Source organism: Intestinimonas sp. RTP31139st1_F5_RTP31139_211217 (genome assembly GCF_040226735.1).
In the GTDB taxonomy this organism is placed as follows: Bacteria; Bacillota; Clostridia; order Oscillospirales; family Oscillospiraceae; genus Intestinimonas; species Intestinimonas butyriciproducens.
Genome location: NZ_JBCOAQ010000028.1, coordinates 1 through 17,010 on the forward strand (window position 1 = coordinate 1; position 17,010 = coordinate 17,010).

13 protein-coding genes are annotated in these 17,010 nt (G+C 63.7%); 3 read left to right on the forward strand and 10 right to left on the reverse strand.

Annotated features, from left to right (window positions below):
• From recG to ABUA09_RS13980, 4 genes are all read right to left on the reverse strand, one after another.
• Positions 1–1,781: ATP-dependent DNA helicase RecG (recG, locus tag ABUA09_RS13965; protein ID WP_349949434.1), on the reverse strand; the 1,781-nt coding region annotated here is incomplete at its 3' end.
• Positions 1,772–2,368, reverse strand: coding sequence for a ribonuclease M5 (locus ABUA09_RS13970; protein ID WP_033116373.1), 597 nt, complete (start codon positions 2,366–2,368; stop codon positions 1,772–1,774). The genes ABUA09_RS13970 and recG, both read right to left, overlap by 10 nt.
• 24 nt (positions 2,369–2,392) lie before the next feature.
• Positions 2,393–3,493 (reverse strand): DNA polymerase III subunit delta, encoded by a 1,101-nt coding sequence (gene holA, locus ABUA09_RS13975; protein ID WP_052082402.1) that lies wholly within the window; start codon positions 3,491–3,493, stop codon positions 2,393–2,395.
• A 15-nt stretch (positions 3,494–3,508) separates the two neighbouring features.
• The gene (locus ABUA09_RS13980; protein ID WP_349949438.1) at positions 3,509–5,689 is read right to left on the reverse strand and encodes a DNA internalization-related competence protein ComEC/Rec2; all 2,181 of its coding nucleotides are present in this window, start codon (positions 5,687–5,689) and stop codon (positions 3,509–3,511) included.
• A gap of 396 nt (positions 5,690–6,085) precedes the next feature.
• On the opposite strand from ABUA09_RS13980, the gene ABUA09_RS13985 reads away from it, so the two are divergent.
• Together ABUA09_RS13985 and ABUA09_RS13990 are read left to right on the forward strand one after the other, a co-directional pair.
• Positions 6,086–8,809 carry a TIR domain-containing protein gene (locus tag ABUA09_RS13985; RefSeq protein WP_279202054.1) on the forward strand — a complete coding sequence of 908 codons (2,724 nt, stop codon included), beginning with the start codon at positions 6,086–6,088 and terminating at the stop codon, positions 8,807–8,809.
• 18 nt (positions 8,810–8,827) lie between these two features.
• Positions 8,828–9,949: an SPFH domain-containing protein gene (locus ABUA09_RS13990; RefSeq protein WP_195607886.1), complete on the forward strand. Its 1,122-nt coding sequence runs from the start codon at positions 8,828–8,830 to the stop codon at positions 9,947–9,949.
• Positions 9,950–10,004: 55 nt separating this feature from the next.
• Here ABUA09_RS13990 and ABUA09_RS13995 read toward each other — a convergent pair whose 3' ends face one another.
• From ABUA09_RS13995 to mltG, 6 genes are all read right to left on the reverse strand, one after another.
• Positions 10,005–10,343, reverse strand: coding sequence for a histidine triad nucleotide-binding protein (locus tag ABUA09_RS13995; protein ID WP_033116377.1), 339 nt, complete (start codon positions 10,341–10,343; stop codon positions 10,005–10,007).
• A 14-nt stretch (positions 10,344–10,357) separates the two neighbouring features.
• Positions 10,358–10,531, reverse strand: a complete 174-nt coding sequence (locus ABUA09_RS14000; RefSeq protein WP_075703464.1) for a DUF4250 domain-containing protein — start codon at positions 10,529–10,531, stop codon at positions 10,358–10,360.
• A gap of 3 nt (positions 10,532–10,534) precedes the next feature.
• A complete protein-coding gene (alaS, locus tag ABUA09_RS14005) occupies positions 10,535–13,192 on the reverse strand; it encodes an alanine--tRNA ligase (RefSeq protein ID WP_208318707.1) in 2,658 nt (885 codons plus the stop codon).
• Between the two features lie 316 nt (positions 13,193–13,508).
• The gene (locus ABUA09_RS14010) at positions 13,509–14,087 is read right to left on the reverse strand and encodes a hypothetical protein (protein WP_147586057.1); all 579 of its coding nucleotides are present in this window, start codon (positions 14,085–14,087) and stop codon (positions 13,509–13,511) included.
• 88 nt (positions 14,088–14,175) lie between these two features.
• Positions 14,176–15,399 (reverse strand): peptidase U32 family protein, encoded by a 1,224-nt coding sequence (locus ABUA09_RS14015; protein WP_279204581.1) that lies wholly within the window; start codon positions 15,397–15,399, stop codon positions 14,176–14,178.
• A gap of 65 nt (positions 15,400–15,464) precedes the next feature.
• The gene (mltG, locus tag ABUA09_RS14020; protein WP_033116381.1) at positions 15,465–16,601 is read right to left on the reverse strand and encodes an endolytic transglycosylase MltG; all 1,137 of its coding nucleotides are present in this window, start codon (positions 16,599–16,601) and stop codon (positions 15,465–15,467) included.
• Between the two features lie 149 nt (positions 16,602–16,750).
• Between mltG and ABUA09_RS14025 the strand changes: the two genes are divergently transcribed.
• Positions 16,751–16,945: a hypothetical protein gene (locus ABUA09_RS14025; RefSeq protein WP_033116382.1), complete on the forward strand. Its 195-nt coding sequence runs from the start codon at positions 16,751–16,753 to the stop codon at positions 16,943–16,945.
• The last annotated feature ends 65 nt before the right edge of the window (positions 16,946–17,010 follow it).

Consider the following 17,010-nt stretch of genomic DNA (forward strand, 5'->3'; position numbering starts at 1 on the left):
GTCTCCGGATTCCGGGGGGCGCTCACCAGCACGCACCAGGACTGGTGCGCGCCCCGGCCCACTCTGCCCCGAAGCTGATGGAGCTGGGAAAGGCCATAGCGGTCGGCATTCTCGATGATGATGAGGTTTGCGTTGGGCACGTCCACCCCCACCTCAATGACGGTGGTGCACACCAGGATATCCGTCTCTCCGGCAGTAAAGGCGGCCATGGCCGCCTCCTTCTCCCTGGCCTTCAGCTTGCCGTGGACCAGCCCCACCCGGAACTCCGGGAAGACCTCCTCCCGGAGGCCCCGGGCGTATTCGTTCACGGCCGTCAGGTCCCACTCCGACTCAGGATTCTCCTCCACAGAAGGGCAGACGATGTAGACCTGCCGTCCGGCGCGCACCTGCTCCCGCACAAAGCCGTACATCCTCCGCCGCTTGGACTCTCCCACCAGGAGGGTCCTGACCGGAATCCGGCCGGGGGGCAGCTCGTCGATCACCGAGACGTCCAGGTCTCCGTAGATGATGAGGGCCAGCGTCCGGGGGATGGGGGTGGCGGACATGACCAGCACATGGGGACGCGCCGCACCCGCCGGGTTCGCCTTGGCCGCCAGGGCAGATCGCTGCTCCACGCCGAAGCGGTGCTGCTCATCGGTGATCACCAGCCCCAGCCGCTGGAATGTCACGCCCTCCGAGAGGAGGGCATGGGTCCCCACCACAAAGGAGAGCGCCCCGCTGCCCAGGGCGGCATAGACGGCCCGCTTTTCCGCCGCGCGCATGGAGCCGGTGAGGAGCCCCACCGTCATCCCCGCAGGAGCGAGCAGCACCGACAGGGATCTGGCATGCTGCTCCGCCAGGATTTCCGTGGGAGCCATCATGGCGCACTGCCATCCCGCGCGGAAGGCCAGCCACGCACAGGCGGCGGCCACCGCCGTTTTACCGGAGCCCACATCTCCCTGGACCAGCCGGTTCATCGGCCGCCCGGAGGTCATGTCCGCCGCTGCCTCCCGGACAGCCCGCCGCTGTGCCCCCGTGAGGGCAAAGGGCAGCAACCGCTCAAACGCCTCCAGCTCCGCCGCCTGAAAAACCGGTCCCTCTCCCCGGCTTCGCCGCTCCCGCAGGAGGGCAAGGCCCAGGGACAGGTAGAAGAGCTCCTCGAAGGAGAACCGCCGCCGCGCAGCCTCCAGGTTCTCAAAAGAATCCGGGAAGTGAATGTTGCGATAGCATTCCGCCGCCGGCGCCAGGCCGTGGGCGGCCCGGAAGTCCTCCGGAAGGCTCTCCGCCGCGGGCGGCAGCTCCTCTAACGCCCGCTGGACCAGTCCCGCCAGCAGGTTGTTGGAGACCCCCGCCGTCAGGGGGTATACCGGCATGATGCACCCGGTAAAGCGCGGCCGGGCGGCGGGCTCGAACTGGGGGTTGGTCATCTGCCGGTGGTTCCCCATCTGCTCCACCTTGCCGTAGAGGATCTCCTCCTCCCCTCGGTGCAGGGCCTGGCGCACATAGCCCTGGTTGAAGAAAGTCACCAGCATGGCGGAGGCGCCGTCCACCACCTTCATCCGCGTCACGTCCAAGCCCCGGCGGATATTCATGCGCCGGGGCTCCTCGGCCAGCAGTACCGGAATGCACACCGGCACATCCAGGGGCGCGGCGGCGATGGTATGCTGTTCCCTGCGGTCCTCATATCCCCGCGGGAAATAGGCCGTCAGGTCCCCTGCCGTGCGGAGGCCCAGCCGCTCCAGGCCTTTGGCACGGGCGTCCCCTACGCCCGGAAAATCCCTCAGGGGCGTGGTCACCTCCATGCGTCCGCCTCCCTCAAAAATTCCTCCCGGCTGTAGAGCGCATTGAGCACGCTCAGCAGAGCATTGGCGCCCATGTGCTCCGGGAGGTCCAGCCGTCTGAGCATCTCCCTCCGCCGGAGCTGCGAATCCTTTCCGCCGGAGAGCCCCAGACAGAAGAGGTCCGCCTTGGTGATAGGCGTCCGATCGGCGGGAGGGTCCGCCGCTCCATCCAGGAACGTGGCCCCCGCGCGGCGCAGCGCCGCCTCCAGCACCGACGGGGACATCCCCTCCACGCCCAGCTTTCCCTCCTTCCCCGGAACACGCTTGCGGCGCTCCTTGCCGGCGATGTCTGGGATATAGGCGTGCTTCACCCCCGCCGGAGGGAGAACGCCTTTGAGGTGGTTCCGGATGACAAAGCCCGCCCCGTCGGAATCTGTGAGAATGATGAGCCCCCGCTTTTCCGCCAAGCGGCGGAGAAGGGCTGTCAACTCTGTATTGTGGAACACCCCGAAGCCCGCAGTCTCAAGGATCACGGTATCCACCACCTGGGACAGGGTGTTTTTATCATAGCGGCCCTCGACCACGATGGCCTCCCGGATGTGGAGCAATCGCCTCGCCTCCTGCTTTCCGTATTATCGGGTGCGCCGGTAGGGCACGCCCTGCGGGGTCTGTCTGTCCTCCGCCTTTGGCGGTGTGTTCGCAAGCTTCAGCAGCAGCTCGATCAGAAGCTCCTCCCCATCCGCCCCCGCCACGGATTTCATGGCAAGATCGGCCCGGGCGGCCTCGGATACCGCCATACGGCACCAGCCCAGGTCGTACCGCCGGGCGGCGTCGATCAGCTTTTGGGCCGGATAGGCCGAGCGCAGGCCCCACAGCTCCACCAGATATCCGGTCCCCTTCCGCCCCTCCAGGGCCAGCCGGGCGGAGTAGAGCTGCCGGAGCTGCCGCCCCAGCACGGACAGAATCTTGATGGGGGGCTCTCCCATGTGGAGAAGATCTCCCATCACCGAAGCGGCCTTGTCAAAGTTTCCGCCGGTGATGGCATCGGTGAGCTGAAACACCACCGCGTCCAACTGCGGAGTGGCCACCGCGTCGATATCCTCCCGGGTGATTACCCGGTGTCTGGCGTAGGCCCCGATCTTGCCGATCTCTGAGATGAGCCCCGTCATCAGGTCTCCGCAGAGGAAAATGAGATAACGGGCCAGTTCCGAGTCGATGTCGTGGTCCAGAGCCCGGAAGCGCCGGCGGATCCAGTCCACCAGATCCCCCTGCTCCTGCCGGGTGAATTTGACCGTGGAGCCGTGCTGCTTGATGGCGGCCGCCAGCTTGGTGCGGGCGTCCGGCTTATATTCGATGAGATCGCAGATGAACACCAGGCACACATAATCCGGCAGATCCGCAAAGAGGGCGGTGAACGCCTCCTTGTCCCCGGCGGAAGCCTTGAAGAGGTCGTAATCGTACACCAGGATCATCGTGCGTTCGCTCATCATCGGCAGGCAGTCCACCGCCTGCTCCAGCCGCTTGGGATCGCATTCCTTGGGCTGAAAGGTGTGGAGGTTGAACTCCTCCATACCGGCGGGGAGCAGCTTTTTTTTCATCTGCCCCAGGTAGAAGTCCCGAAGATAGGCCTCCTCCCCGTGAAAGATATAGAGCCGTCCCAGAGTGCCCGCCGAGATGTCCTGTTTGAGTTGCTTGAATGCCGCCGCATCGGCGGCGGATATCTTTGCTGCCATGCACGCCCTCCAGACTCACCGGGGTCCCGGACCCACGGTGACGGTGATATTTCCCTGTAAATCGGTGCGGTAGATGCTGCACCCGGACTCTTCCAGCCGCCGGAGGGTCTCCGGCGCAGGATGCCCGTATGAATTATACCCGACAGAGATCGCTGCCAGCGACGGTTCCACCGTGTCCAGCAGGAGCTGAGACGTGGCGTTTTGGGATCCGTGGTGTCCCGCCAGGAGGAGGTCCACCTCAGGCAGAGCTCCATACTTCACCAGCCGAGCCTCCACGTCCGCGCCCATATCCCCGGTGAGGAGGGCGGAGAAGCGTCCCGTCTCACACAGGAGGGAGAGCCCCTCCTCATTGGCCTCTCCGGCCCCCAGCGGGGCGTACAGAGTGAGCCGCGCCGGGCCCAGCTCCACCGTCTCGTCGTCCCGGATCAGCCAGATCTGCGTGCCACTCTCCTCGGCCGCCGAGAGCAACTCACGGCGGAGCGGGTCATCCCTCTCCACATCGGGGACGGCCAGCACATCCACCTTCACACGCGCAAGCAGCTCCAGCACGCCGTTCGCATGATCGGCATGGAAATGGGTGAGCACCAGCAGATCCACACGGCTGCGCCCAAAAGTGCCCAGATAGTCGGCACACAGGTCCCCGGCGTTCCGCCGGGCGCTGCCGCCGCAGTCCACCACCGCCGTCCGCTCCCCCGCCCGGAGCACCACGCTCTGTCCCTGTCCCACGTTGAGCACGGTCACGGTAAGCGGCCCCAGGTTGTAGGCCGCGTGGGTAAGCACCAGCGCACAGCACAGGGACATGACGCAGCAGCACAGCGGGACCAGGGGACGCCTGCCCCGCAAGGCCACAAAGAGGACCCACAGGGCGTAGGCAAAGGTCAGCCACGCCCGGAGATATCCGCTCTCCAGCGTAAGACCGGCAAACGGGAGCGCGGCGAAGCCCCGTGTGAGCAGGAGAAGCAGCCGCACCGGCAGGGCCGCCGCCATTCCTGCCGCCGCCCCCAGCGCCGGGCTGAACAGGGCCAGCAGGGCCGCAAGCAGCCCCAGCGGGAAGGCCAGCGCCACCAGAGGCAGACACAGCAGATTCGCAAGTGGTGAGGCCAGAGAAAGGCTCCCGAAATATCCCGCCGCCAGCGGTATGGTAAAGGTCAGGGCGCCCACGGTGGTGCTCAGGGAGGTCACAGCGCCATGGCAGAGGGCGCCGGGCAGGCGGCGGAGCCGTTTTTTCTCCTTGGGAAACCGGAAGCCGCCCCAAAGCCAGTCATGGACCCGACCGCTGAAGGCGGCGATCCCCGCCACAGAGGCAAAGGAGAGCTGCAAGCTCACGCTTCGGGCGGCATAGGGGTTTTGAAGCAGAAGCAGCATCAGCGCAAAGGAGAGGCTGGTGGGCGGATCGGTCTCCCGGCCCAGAATCGCGCCCAGCAGGAGCAGCGTATGCATCACGACCGCCCGCAGGACCGAAGGGGTGCACCCCACCGCCAGGGCGTAGACGACCATCAGCGGCACGGCCAGCAGGGCGGCGCGCCTTCGATACCGGCTCCCGGCCAAGGCCACCGCCAACTGGGCCAGAAAACCGATGTGCAGTCCCGATACCGCCACCGCATGGGCCAGCCCGGCCCGCTGGAGGGCCGCATAGTCCGCATCGGGGAGTCCCGTCTTGTCCCCGGTGAGGAGCGCCGTGACCAGCGGCGCGGCGTCGGGTGGCACTGCGGCGGCCACCCCCTCCTGAAGCGCCCTGGTCCAGTAGGCCGGCACATAGCGGAGCGGGACCCGCTCCGGGCGCGTACCCATCACGCTTCCCTTGGCATACGCCAGAAGGAAAACGCCCTTGGCGGTGTAATCCGCGCTTTCCCGGCCCCGGACCAGGTCCGGCGCGCGGCACTGGGCCACGCAGGTGAACATGTCCCCCGGCCGGAGGGCCAGCAGTGAGTTGTCCCCGTAGAGCCGCGCCAGGAAGGAGGGTCCCTCCTCCGGCGAGATCCGGATGGTGACGGCCCCGCCGTAATTTGTCTCCCAGGGCCAGTCGGCAGCCGCGGCGGAGAGCGTCAGGGTCCGCCCCTCCATCGCTCTGGCCGGCGCGCGGCAGAGCGCGTCATAACCCCGGCACCAGAGAAATCCGCAGGCTAGCCCCGCGCACACCAGTGCGCACCGGAGCCGCCGCTCCTCCCGCAGGACTAGGGCGGCCGGCAGGAGCACAAGGGCCAAAGGCCAGACCCCATACCGGACGGCAAACACCGCTGCAGAAAAGGGGACAGCGAAGGACGCCAGCTTACGCATTGCGATTGGAATGGCCCATAAAGCAGTGCAAGCTGACCTCCGGGAGGCCAGCCGTTTGCATCACGCGGCAAATTCGCATGGATCTCAACCCCTTTTTACAGGCACGGCGCCTGGATACATGTAGGCGCCGCGCAGACCCCCGTCCGTGTATCAGACCGGGGCGAAGATGGAGAGACGTCGCTCCATATGGCAGTATTTTAACAAATATTCATGGCGCGTGCAAGGACAGGGGCACGAAATCGCGCTTCCAATCTTGCCTTTTTGGGCGCGGACAGGTAAAATGGAGTTTAAGAAACCAACTGGGGAGGGCGGTCTATGATCGCGCTGAAGTGTAAAATGTGCGGCGGCGACCTGTCGGTGTCCCCCGGCGCATCGGTGGGCACCTGCCAGTACTGCGGCACCACCATGACCCTGCCCGTCACAGGCAGCACGCAGGTGGCCGACCAGTTCAACCGTGCCTCCGGCCTCCGCCAAGGAGATGAGTTCGACCGGGCCTCGGAGGTCTACCTCCGGCTCCTGGAGGCCAACCCCCGGGACGCCGAGGCCCACTGGGGCATGGTGCTCTGCCGGTTCGGCATTGCATACGTGGAGGACCCCGAGACCGGGCGCCGCCTGCCCACCTGCAACCGGGTCCGTTTCGGCTCCATCCTGGAGGACGAGGACTATCTCCAGGCCATCACCTGGGCCGACGGTGAGGCCAAGGCGGTCTATCAGGCGGAGGCCGAGGCCATCGCCGCCATCCAGCGGGAGTTCCTGGACATCTCCGCCAGAGAGGAGCCCTTTGATGTCTTTCTGTGCTACAAGGAGAAGGATGGGCAGGGTGAGCGGACGCCGGACAGCGTACTGGCCCAGGAGCTCTACTACGAGCTCACCGAAAAGGGCTACCGGGTCTTTTTCTCCCGCCTCACCCTGGAGGGCAAGCTGGGCATCTCCTACGAGCCCTATATTTTCGCCGCCCTCCAGAGCGCCAGGGTCATGGTGGTGGTGACCACGCGGGCCGAGTACGTCAACGCCCCATGGGTCAAAAATGAGTGGAGCCGCTATCTGGCCCTCATCCGCCAGGGGGAGGACAAGGTCCTCATCCCCGCCTACCGGGACATGGACCCCTACACACTCCCCGAGGAACTGGCCTCCCTCCAGGCGCAGGATATGGGCAAGCTGGGCTTTATGCAGGACCTGCTGGAGGGCATTCAGAAATTCCTCCGCCGCGAACCGGACGACGACGGCGGCCGCACCGGCCCCACCGCCTCCACCCTCACCAAGCGGGGGATGCTGGCCCTGGAGGACGGGGATTTTGCCGCTGCGGACGCCCACTTTGAGCGCGCGCTGGACCACGATCCGGAAGAGGCCATGGCCTATGTGGGGAAGCTGATGGTGGAACGGAAGGTCAAGGTCCCCAGCGACCTGGGCCGCGCCGGAAAGCCTCTGGAGACCAGCCCCAACTACCGCAAGGCCGTCCGGTTCGCCGATCCGGAGCTGAAAAAGCTGCTGGAGAACTGTAATGAACAGCTATTGGCCGCAAGACGGGCGCTGGAGCAACAACTGACGGGGCGGCCGGCTGTTGCTCAAAATGCCGCTCCCCAGAAGACGCCCACCAGGTATGTCCGGCAGGATAAGCCGGTCAAAACGGGATACGCCGGTATGATCCTTCTGATGGTTCTGGGCTTCCTGCTTGTGGTGGGCATGCTCAGCAGTTCGCCTTCCAGTACGGAGAGCGGTGCCTCCCCCGCTCCCTCCTTTACCGCCGAGACGCTGTCCCGGCTTTACGCGGATGCGTCCGTCCTGATGGAGCAGGGCTCCTATGCCTCCGCCATGGAGCGCTTCCTGGCTCTGGGTGATTATGAGGACGCGGCGGAGCGCGCCGCGTCCTGCGCCTGGTCCTGCGCGCAGGAGAGCCTGTCCGCGGGGAATTATGACGACCTAAAGCGTGTGCTTCCCCACCTGACCCAGCAGCAGCGGGACGAGGTGGACCCCACCCTGATCACGCAGGCCAGAGCGTGCTATTCCGCACTGGACTTCTCCGCCGCTTTTTCGATAAGCGGCCTTATCCTGGACAACGCCGAAGCCAGGACCCTTCACTTTTCCATGCAGCGGGTATTTGCCCAGCTGCTCTCCACCTCCGGTAATCTGGTCGCTACGCTCCCGTTTACCGGTGAGGAGTTCAGTCTGTATGACGGGCAAGGAAATTCCAGTTCCTTCTATTTTGAGGGAGCACAGAGCATCTCACTGTTTTCTGACTGTGCCGCCGCGATCTGTGGAGACGGCTCCGTCATCTGCCAGCCCTTCGAAGCCGGCGCGTTCTCCCCCGGCTTTCAGTCCGAGCTCTCCCAGTGGCGGGACACCGCCTCGCTGGTCAGCCTGTCCGACTGCCTCCTGGGCCTTCGGAGAGACGGCACGGTGGCTTATGCCGGCAAGCGGAACGGCTCCGACGGCTCCATCCGGGAAGCTGTCTCCGGCTGGAGCCGAGTGGTTGGGCTCTATGCCGCGGGAGAACATGCTGTGGTGGCGCTGTGTACCGACGGCACAGTGCGCATGGCCGGGGAAAATCCCTACTACAGCGCGGAATCCTTCTCCCAGTGGAGCGGGCTCTATACTATCGCGGTGACCGACACCTCCGTTCTCGGCATTCTGCCGAACGGGACCCTTCTCTCCGCCGGTGACGACGGCTGGGTGCGCACACTCGACACCGGCTCCGACCTGGCCCGGTGCATCTCCTATTCTGTCAGTGAGGGGACCATAGCCGGGCTCCGCCCGGACGGCACGGTAGCCGCCTACGGTCTGGCCGGCGGGTCCGGCACGGCGGACTGGACCGATATCATCCAGCTCCGTACCCGCCCTGGTGTGGTCTACGGCCTTTGCCGGGACGGCACCGTCCGCACCAGCGGCACAGGGGCCGGAGAAGAGACGTGGCGGGACATCATTTTTCTTCTGGCCTCCCCTTCCGGTCTTCTGGGTATCCAAAATGACGGCACCTTACATATCAGCGGGGATTTTCCCGCGGCGCTTCAAAGCAGTGTCAGCGCCGCACACATCTGGTAAAACGGGAGGGATCTATGTATGGCGCTTTTTGATGTCATCCAATATGATGGCGACAACGGCACGTTTCTCTGGAAGCACCCCAGTGAAGATTTCAACATGCTCTCACAGTTGATTGTCCACCAGTCCCAGGAGGCCGTCTTTCTCAAGGATGGGCGTGTTCTGGACCTGTTTGGACCCGGGCGGTATACGCTGGACAGCGATAACCTCCCCCTGCTCTCCGCCTTGGTCAACCTGCCCTTCGGAGGTACGTCCCCCTTTCACTGTGAGGTCTATTTTATCAACAAGAGCGACCAGATGGCCATCAAGTGGGGGACCGACAGCAAGGTGGAATACCTGGAGCCCACCTACCGCTTTCCCATCCAGATCGGCGCCTGCGGAGAGATGAGCCTGCGTGTGCGGGACTCCTACAAGCTGCTGACCCGCCTGGTGGGTGTGGATGACGTCCTCACACGGGAGGGGCTCTCCCGCCATTTCCGTTCCGCGGTCATCACCCGGGTCAAGACCTGCCTCGCCCAATACATGCGGGAGAGCGGCGTGAGTATTTTTGAGATCGATTCCCACCTGGAAGCCCTCTCCCAGAAGCTTCAGGAACAGTTGGCGCCGGATTTTGAGGAGTATGGGCTCTCACTGGAGCGCTTCTATGTCATGACGGTGCTCAAGCCGGAGGAGGACCCCACCTACCGAAAGTTCAAGTATCTCTATTTCCGCCAGTATGCCGACATCGCGGAGGCCGAGCTGCGGCAACGCGTCTCCGCCATCGACCAGGCCACCGCCGCGCAGAAGCTGACCGCCCAGGCCAAAGCCATGGCGGAGAAGCGCAGCATCGAGGGCTACACCTACCAGCAGGAGCGTACGCTGGACGTGGCCGAGGCCATGGCAGGCAGCGGCGGCGCAGGCGCCCTGGGCAGCATGGGCATGGAGCTGGGCATCATGACCGGGGTCAGCCGGCAGGTGGGCCAGGTAATGGACTCTGTCCTGCACACGCCTGTATCCCCGCCACCGGGGACGGTCCCGCCCCCGGCGGCGCCAGCGGCCGCTCCGGCAGAAGGGGCCGCTGCCTTCTGCGGTAACTGCGGCCATGCCTTTGCAGGCTCCGAGAATTTCTGTCCCAAATGCGGCGGCAAGCGCAGCCGTCCCTGAGCGAAATACAAAACCCCCGGCGCTGTCCGCTGGACAGCGCCGGGGGTTTTGACGTTCAGCCCGGAGGCCAAGTCATATCCCGTCCCGCCAGCACATGGAAATGCAGATGGTGTACGCTCTGCCCCGCCTGTTCGCCGCAGTTGGAGACCACGCGGAAATCGGTGATGCTCTGTTCCTCTGCAATCTTCGAGATGACCTCAAATATGTGGGCCACCACTGCGGAATTTTCCGCAGTGATCTCCCCGCAGGACCCAATATGGGCCTTGGGGATCACCAGAAAGTGCATCGGCGCCTGAGGATCGATGTCATGAAACGCATAGCACAGCTCATCCTCATACACTTTGGAGGATGGGATTTCCCCGGCAATAATTTTGCAAAACAGACAATCGCTCATTTGTTTCCCTCCTGTCATTTGAACTGGTTGTGCGCTTTGTCATACCGGACCCCGACGGCCTCCAGCTTTTTTCGCAGCTCCTCCGGCGCACACTGGTGCTCCTCGCAGAGCGCCTCCAGGCTGTCGAAGCGGTCCCGCAGCTGAGTATTCACAAAACTCAGCAGAATAAAAGGGTCCTGGGGCAGCATAGCTTACAGACCCAGCTTCTCGTGGACAAAGTCGTCCACGGTGGCCAGCGCGTTGTCCAGCTTCAGCACATCGGAGCCGCCGCCCATGGCGGAATCCGGCTTGCCGCCGCCCTTGCCGCCGCAGAGGGAAGTGACCTTCTTGATGATGTCCCCGGCCTTGATGCCCTTGGCCACGGCCTCTTTGCCGCAGACGCACAGGAATGTGATCTTTCCGTCCTTTACAGAGGAGAGGACGGCCACCACACGCTGATCCTTATCCCGCAGGAAGTCGCCCATCTTACGCAGGCGCTCGGCCTCGGCGTCGTTCAGGGTGGCGGTGAGCACCTTCAGCCCGCCCACCTCTCTGGCTCCCATCAGGAAGTTGGACGCCTCGCCCACAGCTTCCTTGGCCTTGAAGGATTCCACTGCATGGCGCAGCTCCCGGATCTCCTGAGACTCCTGCAACGCCTTTTGCACCAGCTCCGCGGGCTTCGTCTTCAACGCCTCTGACACAGCGTTGATGGTACAGCAGTTATCCCGTATACAGGCCAACGTGGCATGCCCCGTAATCGCCTCGATCCGGCGGACGCCGGAGGCCACCGAGAACTCGCTCAGGATGTGGAACACGCCGACCTTGGCGGTATTATCCAAATGGGTGCCGCCGCAGAACTCCACGGAGTAGCCATGGCCCATGTCTACCACGCGGACGGTGTCGCCATATTTTTCCCCAAAGAGGGCAATGGCCCCCCTCTGCTTGGCCTCTTCAATGGGCAGCACATCGGTACAGACCTCATACCCCTCCAGCACAGCTTCGTTTACCATATCCTCTACCTTCTGGAGTTCCTCGGTGGTCATGGCAGAAAAATGGGTGAAATCAAAGCGCAGCCGGTCCGGCTCCACCAGGGAGCCTGCCTGCTGGACATGGTCGCCCAGCACCGCGCGCAGGGCCTTATCCAGCAGATGGGTGGCCGAGTGGGCCCGCATGACGGCCTTGCGGCGGGGCACGTCGATGGCCGCGGCAACGGTGTCCCCCAGTTTCAGGACCCCGCCGGTCAGCTTGCCGTAGTGCATATACTTGCCGCCCTTGTTCTTCTGCACGTCGGTGACCTGGAACAGCGCGCCGCCGGGGGCGGTGATGGCACCGTGATCGGCCACCTGACCGCCCATCTCAGCGTAGAAGGGGGTCTTATCCAGGACTACGATGGCCTCCACGCCCGGCATGAGCTCTTCTGCCTGCTCATTTTCCACCGCCAGGGCCGCCACCCTGGCGTCGTCCACCGAGGTGTGGTCATATCCCACGAACTGTGTCTCGGGCACATCCTTGCCGAACTCCACGCCGGCCCAGCCCAGATCACCCAAAGCCTCACGGGCCTTACGGGCCCGCTCCTTCTGCTCCTGCATCAGGGCCTTGAAGGCCTCTTCATCCACGCTCAGGCCCTGCTCGGCCGCCATCTCGATGGTGAGGTCGATGGGGAAGCCGTAGGTATCATAGAGCTTGAAGGCGTCGGCGCCGGAGAAAACGGTCTCTCCCTTGCCCTTGTGGCCTGCCAGCAGATCATTGAAAATCTTCATGCCCCCGTCGATGGTGCGGGCGAAGTTCTCCTCCTCCGTACGGATGACCTTGGTGATATAGTCCCGGCGCTCCCGGAGCTCGGGATAGTGCCCCTCGTTCTCATGGATGACCGTGTCGCACACCTCGTAGAGGAAAGGCTCATTGACGCCCAGCAGCTTGCCGTGGCGGGCGGCCCGGCGCAGGAGGCGGCGCAGCACATAGCCCCGGCCCTCGTTGGAGGGCAGCACACCGTCGCAGATCATAAAGGTGGCCGACCGGATGTGATCGGTGATGACCCGCAGGGACACGTCCTTCTCCCTCGTCTCGCCATAGCGGGCGCCGGTGATATCCGTGACCTTGTGGGTGATGTTCATAACGGTGTCCACGTCAAACAGCGAGTCCACGTCCTGGCACACCACGGCCAGACGCTCCAAACCCATACCGGTATCGATGTTCTTCTGTTTGAGCTCGGTATAGTGCCCCTCACCGTCGTTATTGAACTGAGAAAAGACGTTGTTCCAGACCTCCATATACCGGTCGCAGTCACAGCCGACGGTACAGTCCGGCCGGCCGCAGCCGTACCGCTCGCCCCGGTCGTAGTAGATCTCCGAGCAGGGGCCGCAGGGACCGGAACCGTGCTCCCAGAAGTTGTCGGCCTTGCCGAAGCGGAAAATGCGCTCGGCGGGGATCCCAATCTCCTTGTTCCAGATCTCAAAGGCCTCGTCGTCCTCCTCATAGATGGAGGGATAGAGCCGCTCCGGGTCCAGCCCCACCCACTCGGGCGAGGTGAGGAACTCCCAGCTCCAGGCGATAGCCTCGTGCTTGAAGTAGTCGCCGAAGGAGAAGTTGCCCAGCATCTCAAAATAGGTGCCGTGGCGGGCGGTGTGGCCGATGTTGTCGATATCGCCGGTACGGATGCACTTCTGGCAGGTGCACACCCGATGGCAGGGGGGCTCCTGCTCTCCGGTAAACCAGGGCTTCATAGGCGCCATACCAGAGTTGATGAGCAGCAGGGACGCATCGTTCTGGGGGATCAGGGAAAAGCTTGGCAGGCGGAGATGCCCCTTGCTCTCAAAGAATTGCAGGAACATCTCCCGGAGCTCATTGACTCCATACTTTTTTGTGGGCATTGGAATTACCTCCCTATCATGAATAAAGCTCCGCCCCATGGTTAGGGGCGGAGCAAGATGGACTCCACGGTACCACCCTAATAACCCGCACAGCGCGGGTATCTCGGACATCCGTAACGGGGATGGGGCGTCCCGCTCCTCACGGGCGGCTCGGGAGTGGCGCGCATATCCGCCGGGCCGAGGGCTTTCACCATCCCCTCTCGCTCGTGGCCGCAGACTATGCTTGGCTCCGTCATCGCTTTTTCGTTTGCTGCCTTATTTTATCACATTCTCCCCGGTTGTCAACCGCCTTTTGGTCCCTGACCTGAGGAACCGGCTATATTTCCACGTTTTCCTCCACCTCGTCCAGCGCGCGGATGGGGAGATAGCTGCCGATGAGGTAGAGGAGGGGCGGGAGCAGTCCGGAGACCAGCGCCCCGACGTAGCCGGCCCACGGCGGAGCCGTGATACCCCACCCGGTGGTCACCATATACAGGGTGAACAGCCCGTAAGCCGGGGAGTTGAGAAGCGCTGCGGCGATGGTGAGCCCATAGCCATGGGGGATCAGCGCGCCCAGCCCCACCAGGACCCAGAAGGCTGCAGCGGGCGCCAGCAGCAGCACCAGCGCGTCGGGCACTTCGGGGCGCGCCCAACCGTTTCTGAGGCGGACCAGCCGTCCTGCCGGGAGATAGGCGGCCAGACACAGCAGCAGGGGCAGGAGCACAGGCAGCGTGCCCAGCGATGTTTTTGAGGCGTTGGACCAGTCCGGCGGCGCCGCCTTCATGATGGTCTCACTGAGGTGGAACACAGTGGTAACCAGGCCCGTCAGGACGGTAAAGAGCGCACCTGCGGCGGTAAAAATCAGATGGGTGCGGCAAAATTCCAGCAGCGTGGGGCGCAGCAGGAGCCGTCTCACAGAGACTTTCCCCCCTTTCAGCAAGCTCTGTTCCTCGTTAGTGCAATATTATATCACAATTTTTTCAGATGAAAACCCCTTTTTTCCGTCATTCTGTCCCTTTTGGACTCAAGTCCACCCGGCGGCGCAGGAGGGAGAGCGGTTTGGCGGCGACCGGAAGGCGCATCCGGAATTTCATTTCCGGCCGACGGGGCTCCATCAGTGGGAGGCCGTCCATATCCTCCATAGGGGGCGCCTCAAACTCCACAGGGCGCAGACCGGGGCCCATCAGCTCCACGCTGTCTCCGGCGGAAAACTTATTACGCAGGGAGAGCACCGCGTTCCCCGCTCCGTCACATGTCTCCACCACGGCGCACACTTGGTAATCCCGAATGTAGCGGGCGGAGCCGGTATACTGTCCCGGCGGGCCGTAGTAAAAACCGGTGGAGTAGGGCCGGTGGGACACCTTGTCCAGCTCGGCCCGCCACACCGGGTCCAGGGCCTCCCCCGCCCGGGCCGCGTCCACGGCGCGGCGGTAGGCCCCCGTCACAACGGCGGCGTAGTAGGCCGACTTGGCCCGTCCCTCTATCTTCAGGCTGTCCAGCCCCGCCTCCATGAGATCCGGAATGTGATCGATCATACACATGTCCCGGGAATTCATGATGAAGGTCTCGTTGTTCTCCTCATAGACGGGGAAATACTCGCCGGGCCGCTTTTCCTCCATCAGCGCATACTGATAGCGGCAGGGCTGGGCGCACATACCGCGCTGCGCGTCCCGGTCCGCCATGTAATTGGACAGGAGGCACCGCCCGGAATAGCTCACGCACATGGCCCCGTGGACAAAGGCCTCGATCTCCAGGGAGGGAGGTGTCCTGCCCCGGATCTCCCGGATTTCCTCCAGGGAGAGCTCCCGGGCCAGGATGACCCGGCTGGCCCCCAGCTCATGCCACGCCCGGGCCGCCTCGTGATTGCTGACCCCCGCCTGGGTGGAGACATGGAGCTTGAGCCGGGGGGCGTACCGCTGCGCCAGGCGGAAGACTCCCAGGTCCGCCACGATGGCGGCATCTACGCCGGCGGCGTCCAGATATTCCAGCCACTCGGGCAGGCGATCCACCTCGCCGCAGCGGGGCATGGTGTTGCATGTCACATGGACGGACACGCCGTTCCCATGGCAGAGCGCCACCGCCTCCCGAAGCCCTTTCCAGTCAAAATTGCCGGCAAATGCTCTCATCCCGAAATCATTCCCCGCCAGATAGACCGCATCCGCCCCGTAGGTCACGGCCATGCGTAGCCGTTCCATATCCCCCGCCGGCGCCAGAAGCTCCATTCCCATTGGTCTCTTCCTCCTTGTGAAAACGGGGGCGGGCGTTTTCTTCGCCCGCCCCCTCCAATCCTGTGTTACCCGCTGCGCTTCTCCGCCTGCTGCTGGGCGATGAAGTCCTGCTGACCCTTCAGCGTCTTGAAGAAGTGATGCTTGCCGTCGTTGCCCAGAACGTAATAGTAATCGCTGGTGCTGTCCGGATTCATGGCGGCACGGATGGCCACCATGCCGGGATTGGAGATGGGTCCGGGGGGCAGGCCCTGATACTTATAGGTGTTATAGGGCGTGTCTGCGGTCTGATAGTCGTCTTGGGTGATGGGGCGGCCCAGCGCATAGACCAGCGTGGCATCGATGCCCAGCAGGCCCACCGTCTCAGCGCTGGTGTTGGTGAGGCGGTTATAGATGACGGAGGCAATGTGGGCCTGGTCTGTGCCGTCGGTCTCCTTCTCGATCATGGAGGCAATGATGACGATATCCCGGACGGAGTATCCCTTCTCCTGCGCCGCCGCCCGCATCTCGTCGTCGAACCGCCGGTCAAAGTTGACCAGCATCTTGTTGATGGCGGTCTTGGGGTCCTCGCCCAGATAAAACTCGTAGGTGTCCGGGAAGAGGTAGCCCTCCAGTCGGTCCGGGCTGCCCAGCGGGATCTCCTTGAGGAAGGAGAAATTATAATCGTGGGTGGAGGCCATATCGTTGAGCTTGGCCACGGTGGATACGCCGTATTCCTCCAGCCGCCCGAAGATCTGGGCCACGGTAAAGCCCTCGGGGATGGTGACCGTCACCTTCTGCCGGTTGGGCGACTTGGAGCCCAGGTTGGTGACGATGGCCCGGTAGTCCATATTGGTATCGAGCTGGTAGGTCCCCGGAGTAATCTTATCCGCGGCGTGGGAAAAGACCGAATAGAGGTGGAACACCGACTTGAATTCAATGAGGCCGTTTTCCTTCAGGTCGTCCACTACCTCATTGAAGGTCTCTCCCTCCGCAACCGTGATGATGGCCGAGCGCTCCTCCTTGTTGAGCGCCAGCACGTCGTTGGCGGCCACCCAGCCCACAGCGGCCAGCAGCGTGGAAATGCCGATGACAAAGGCCACATACAGCAGGGTCCCCCCTGCGCTGCCCCGCCTGCGGCGCTTCTTCCGGGGTGTCCTGCCGACGGCCCGTTCCCTAGGCTGCTCCTGCCGACGGCCCGCCGGCCTTCTTTCCTCGTATGCCATATGATTTCTCCTTCATGCCCTTTGAAAAGTTCCCGGCCCGCCGGGGAACCACTTCGCCGCGGCCTACATAGAATGGGCCAGTTGGAAGGCAAGGCGCCGGTCAAACGCCGGAGCGGCCCTCCAAAATTTAAAGCGAGGTGTTTGTTCTCATGTTTGGTAACAATGGTAGCTGCTGCTGGATCATCCTCATCATCATCCTCATTTGCTGCTGCTGCGGCGGCGGAAGCTGGGGCGGCTGCGGCAACAGCTGTGGTTGCGGCTGCGGCAACAACTGTGGCTGCGGCTGCGGCAACAACTGCGGCTGTGGCTGCAACAACAACTGCGGCTGCGACTCCTGCTGCTGATCCCCCACGCACCACTTAGCCAGCCTACTTAGCCTCTGTATTCCTCCGGGCGCGGGGGGGGGGGG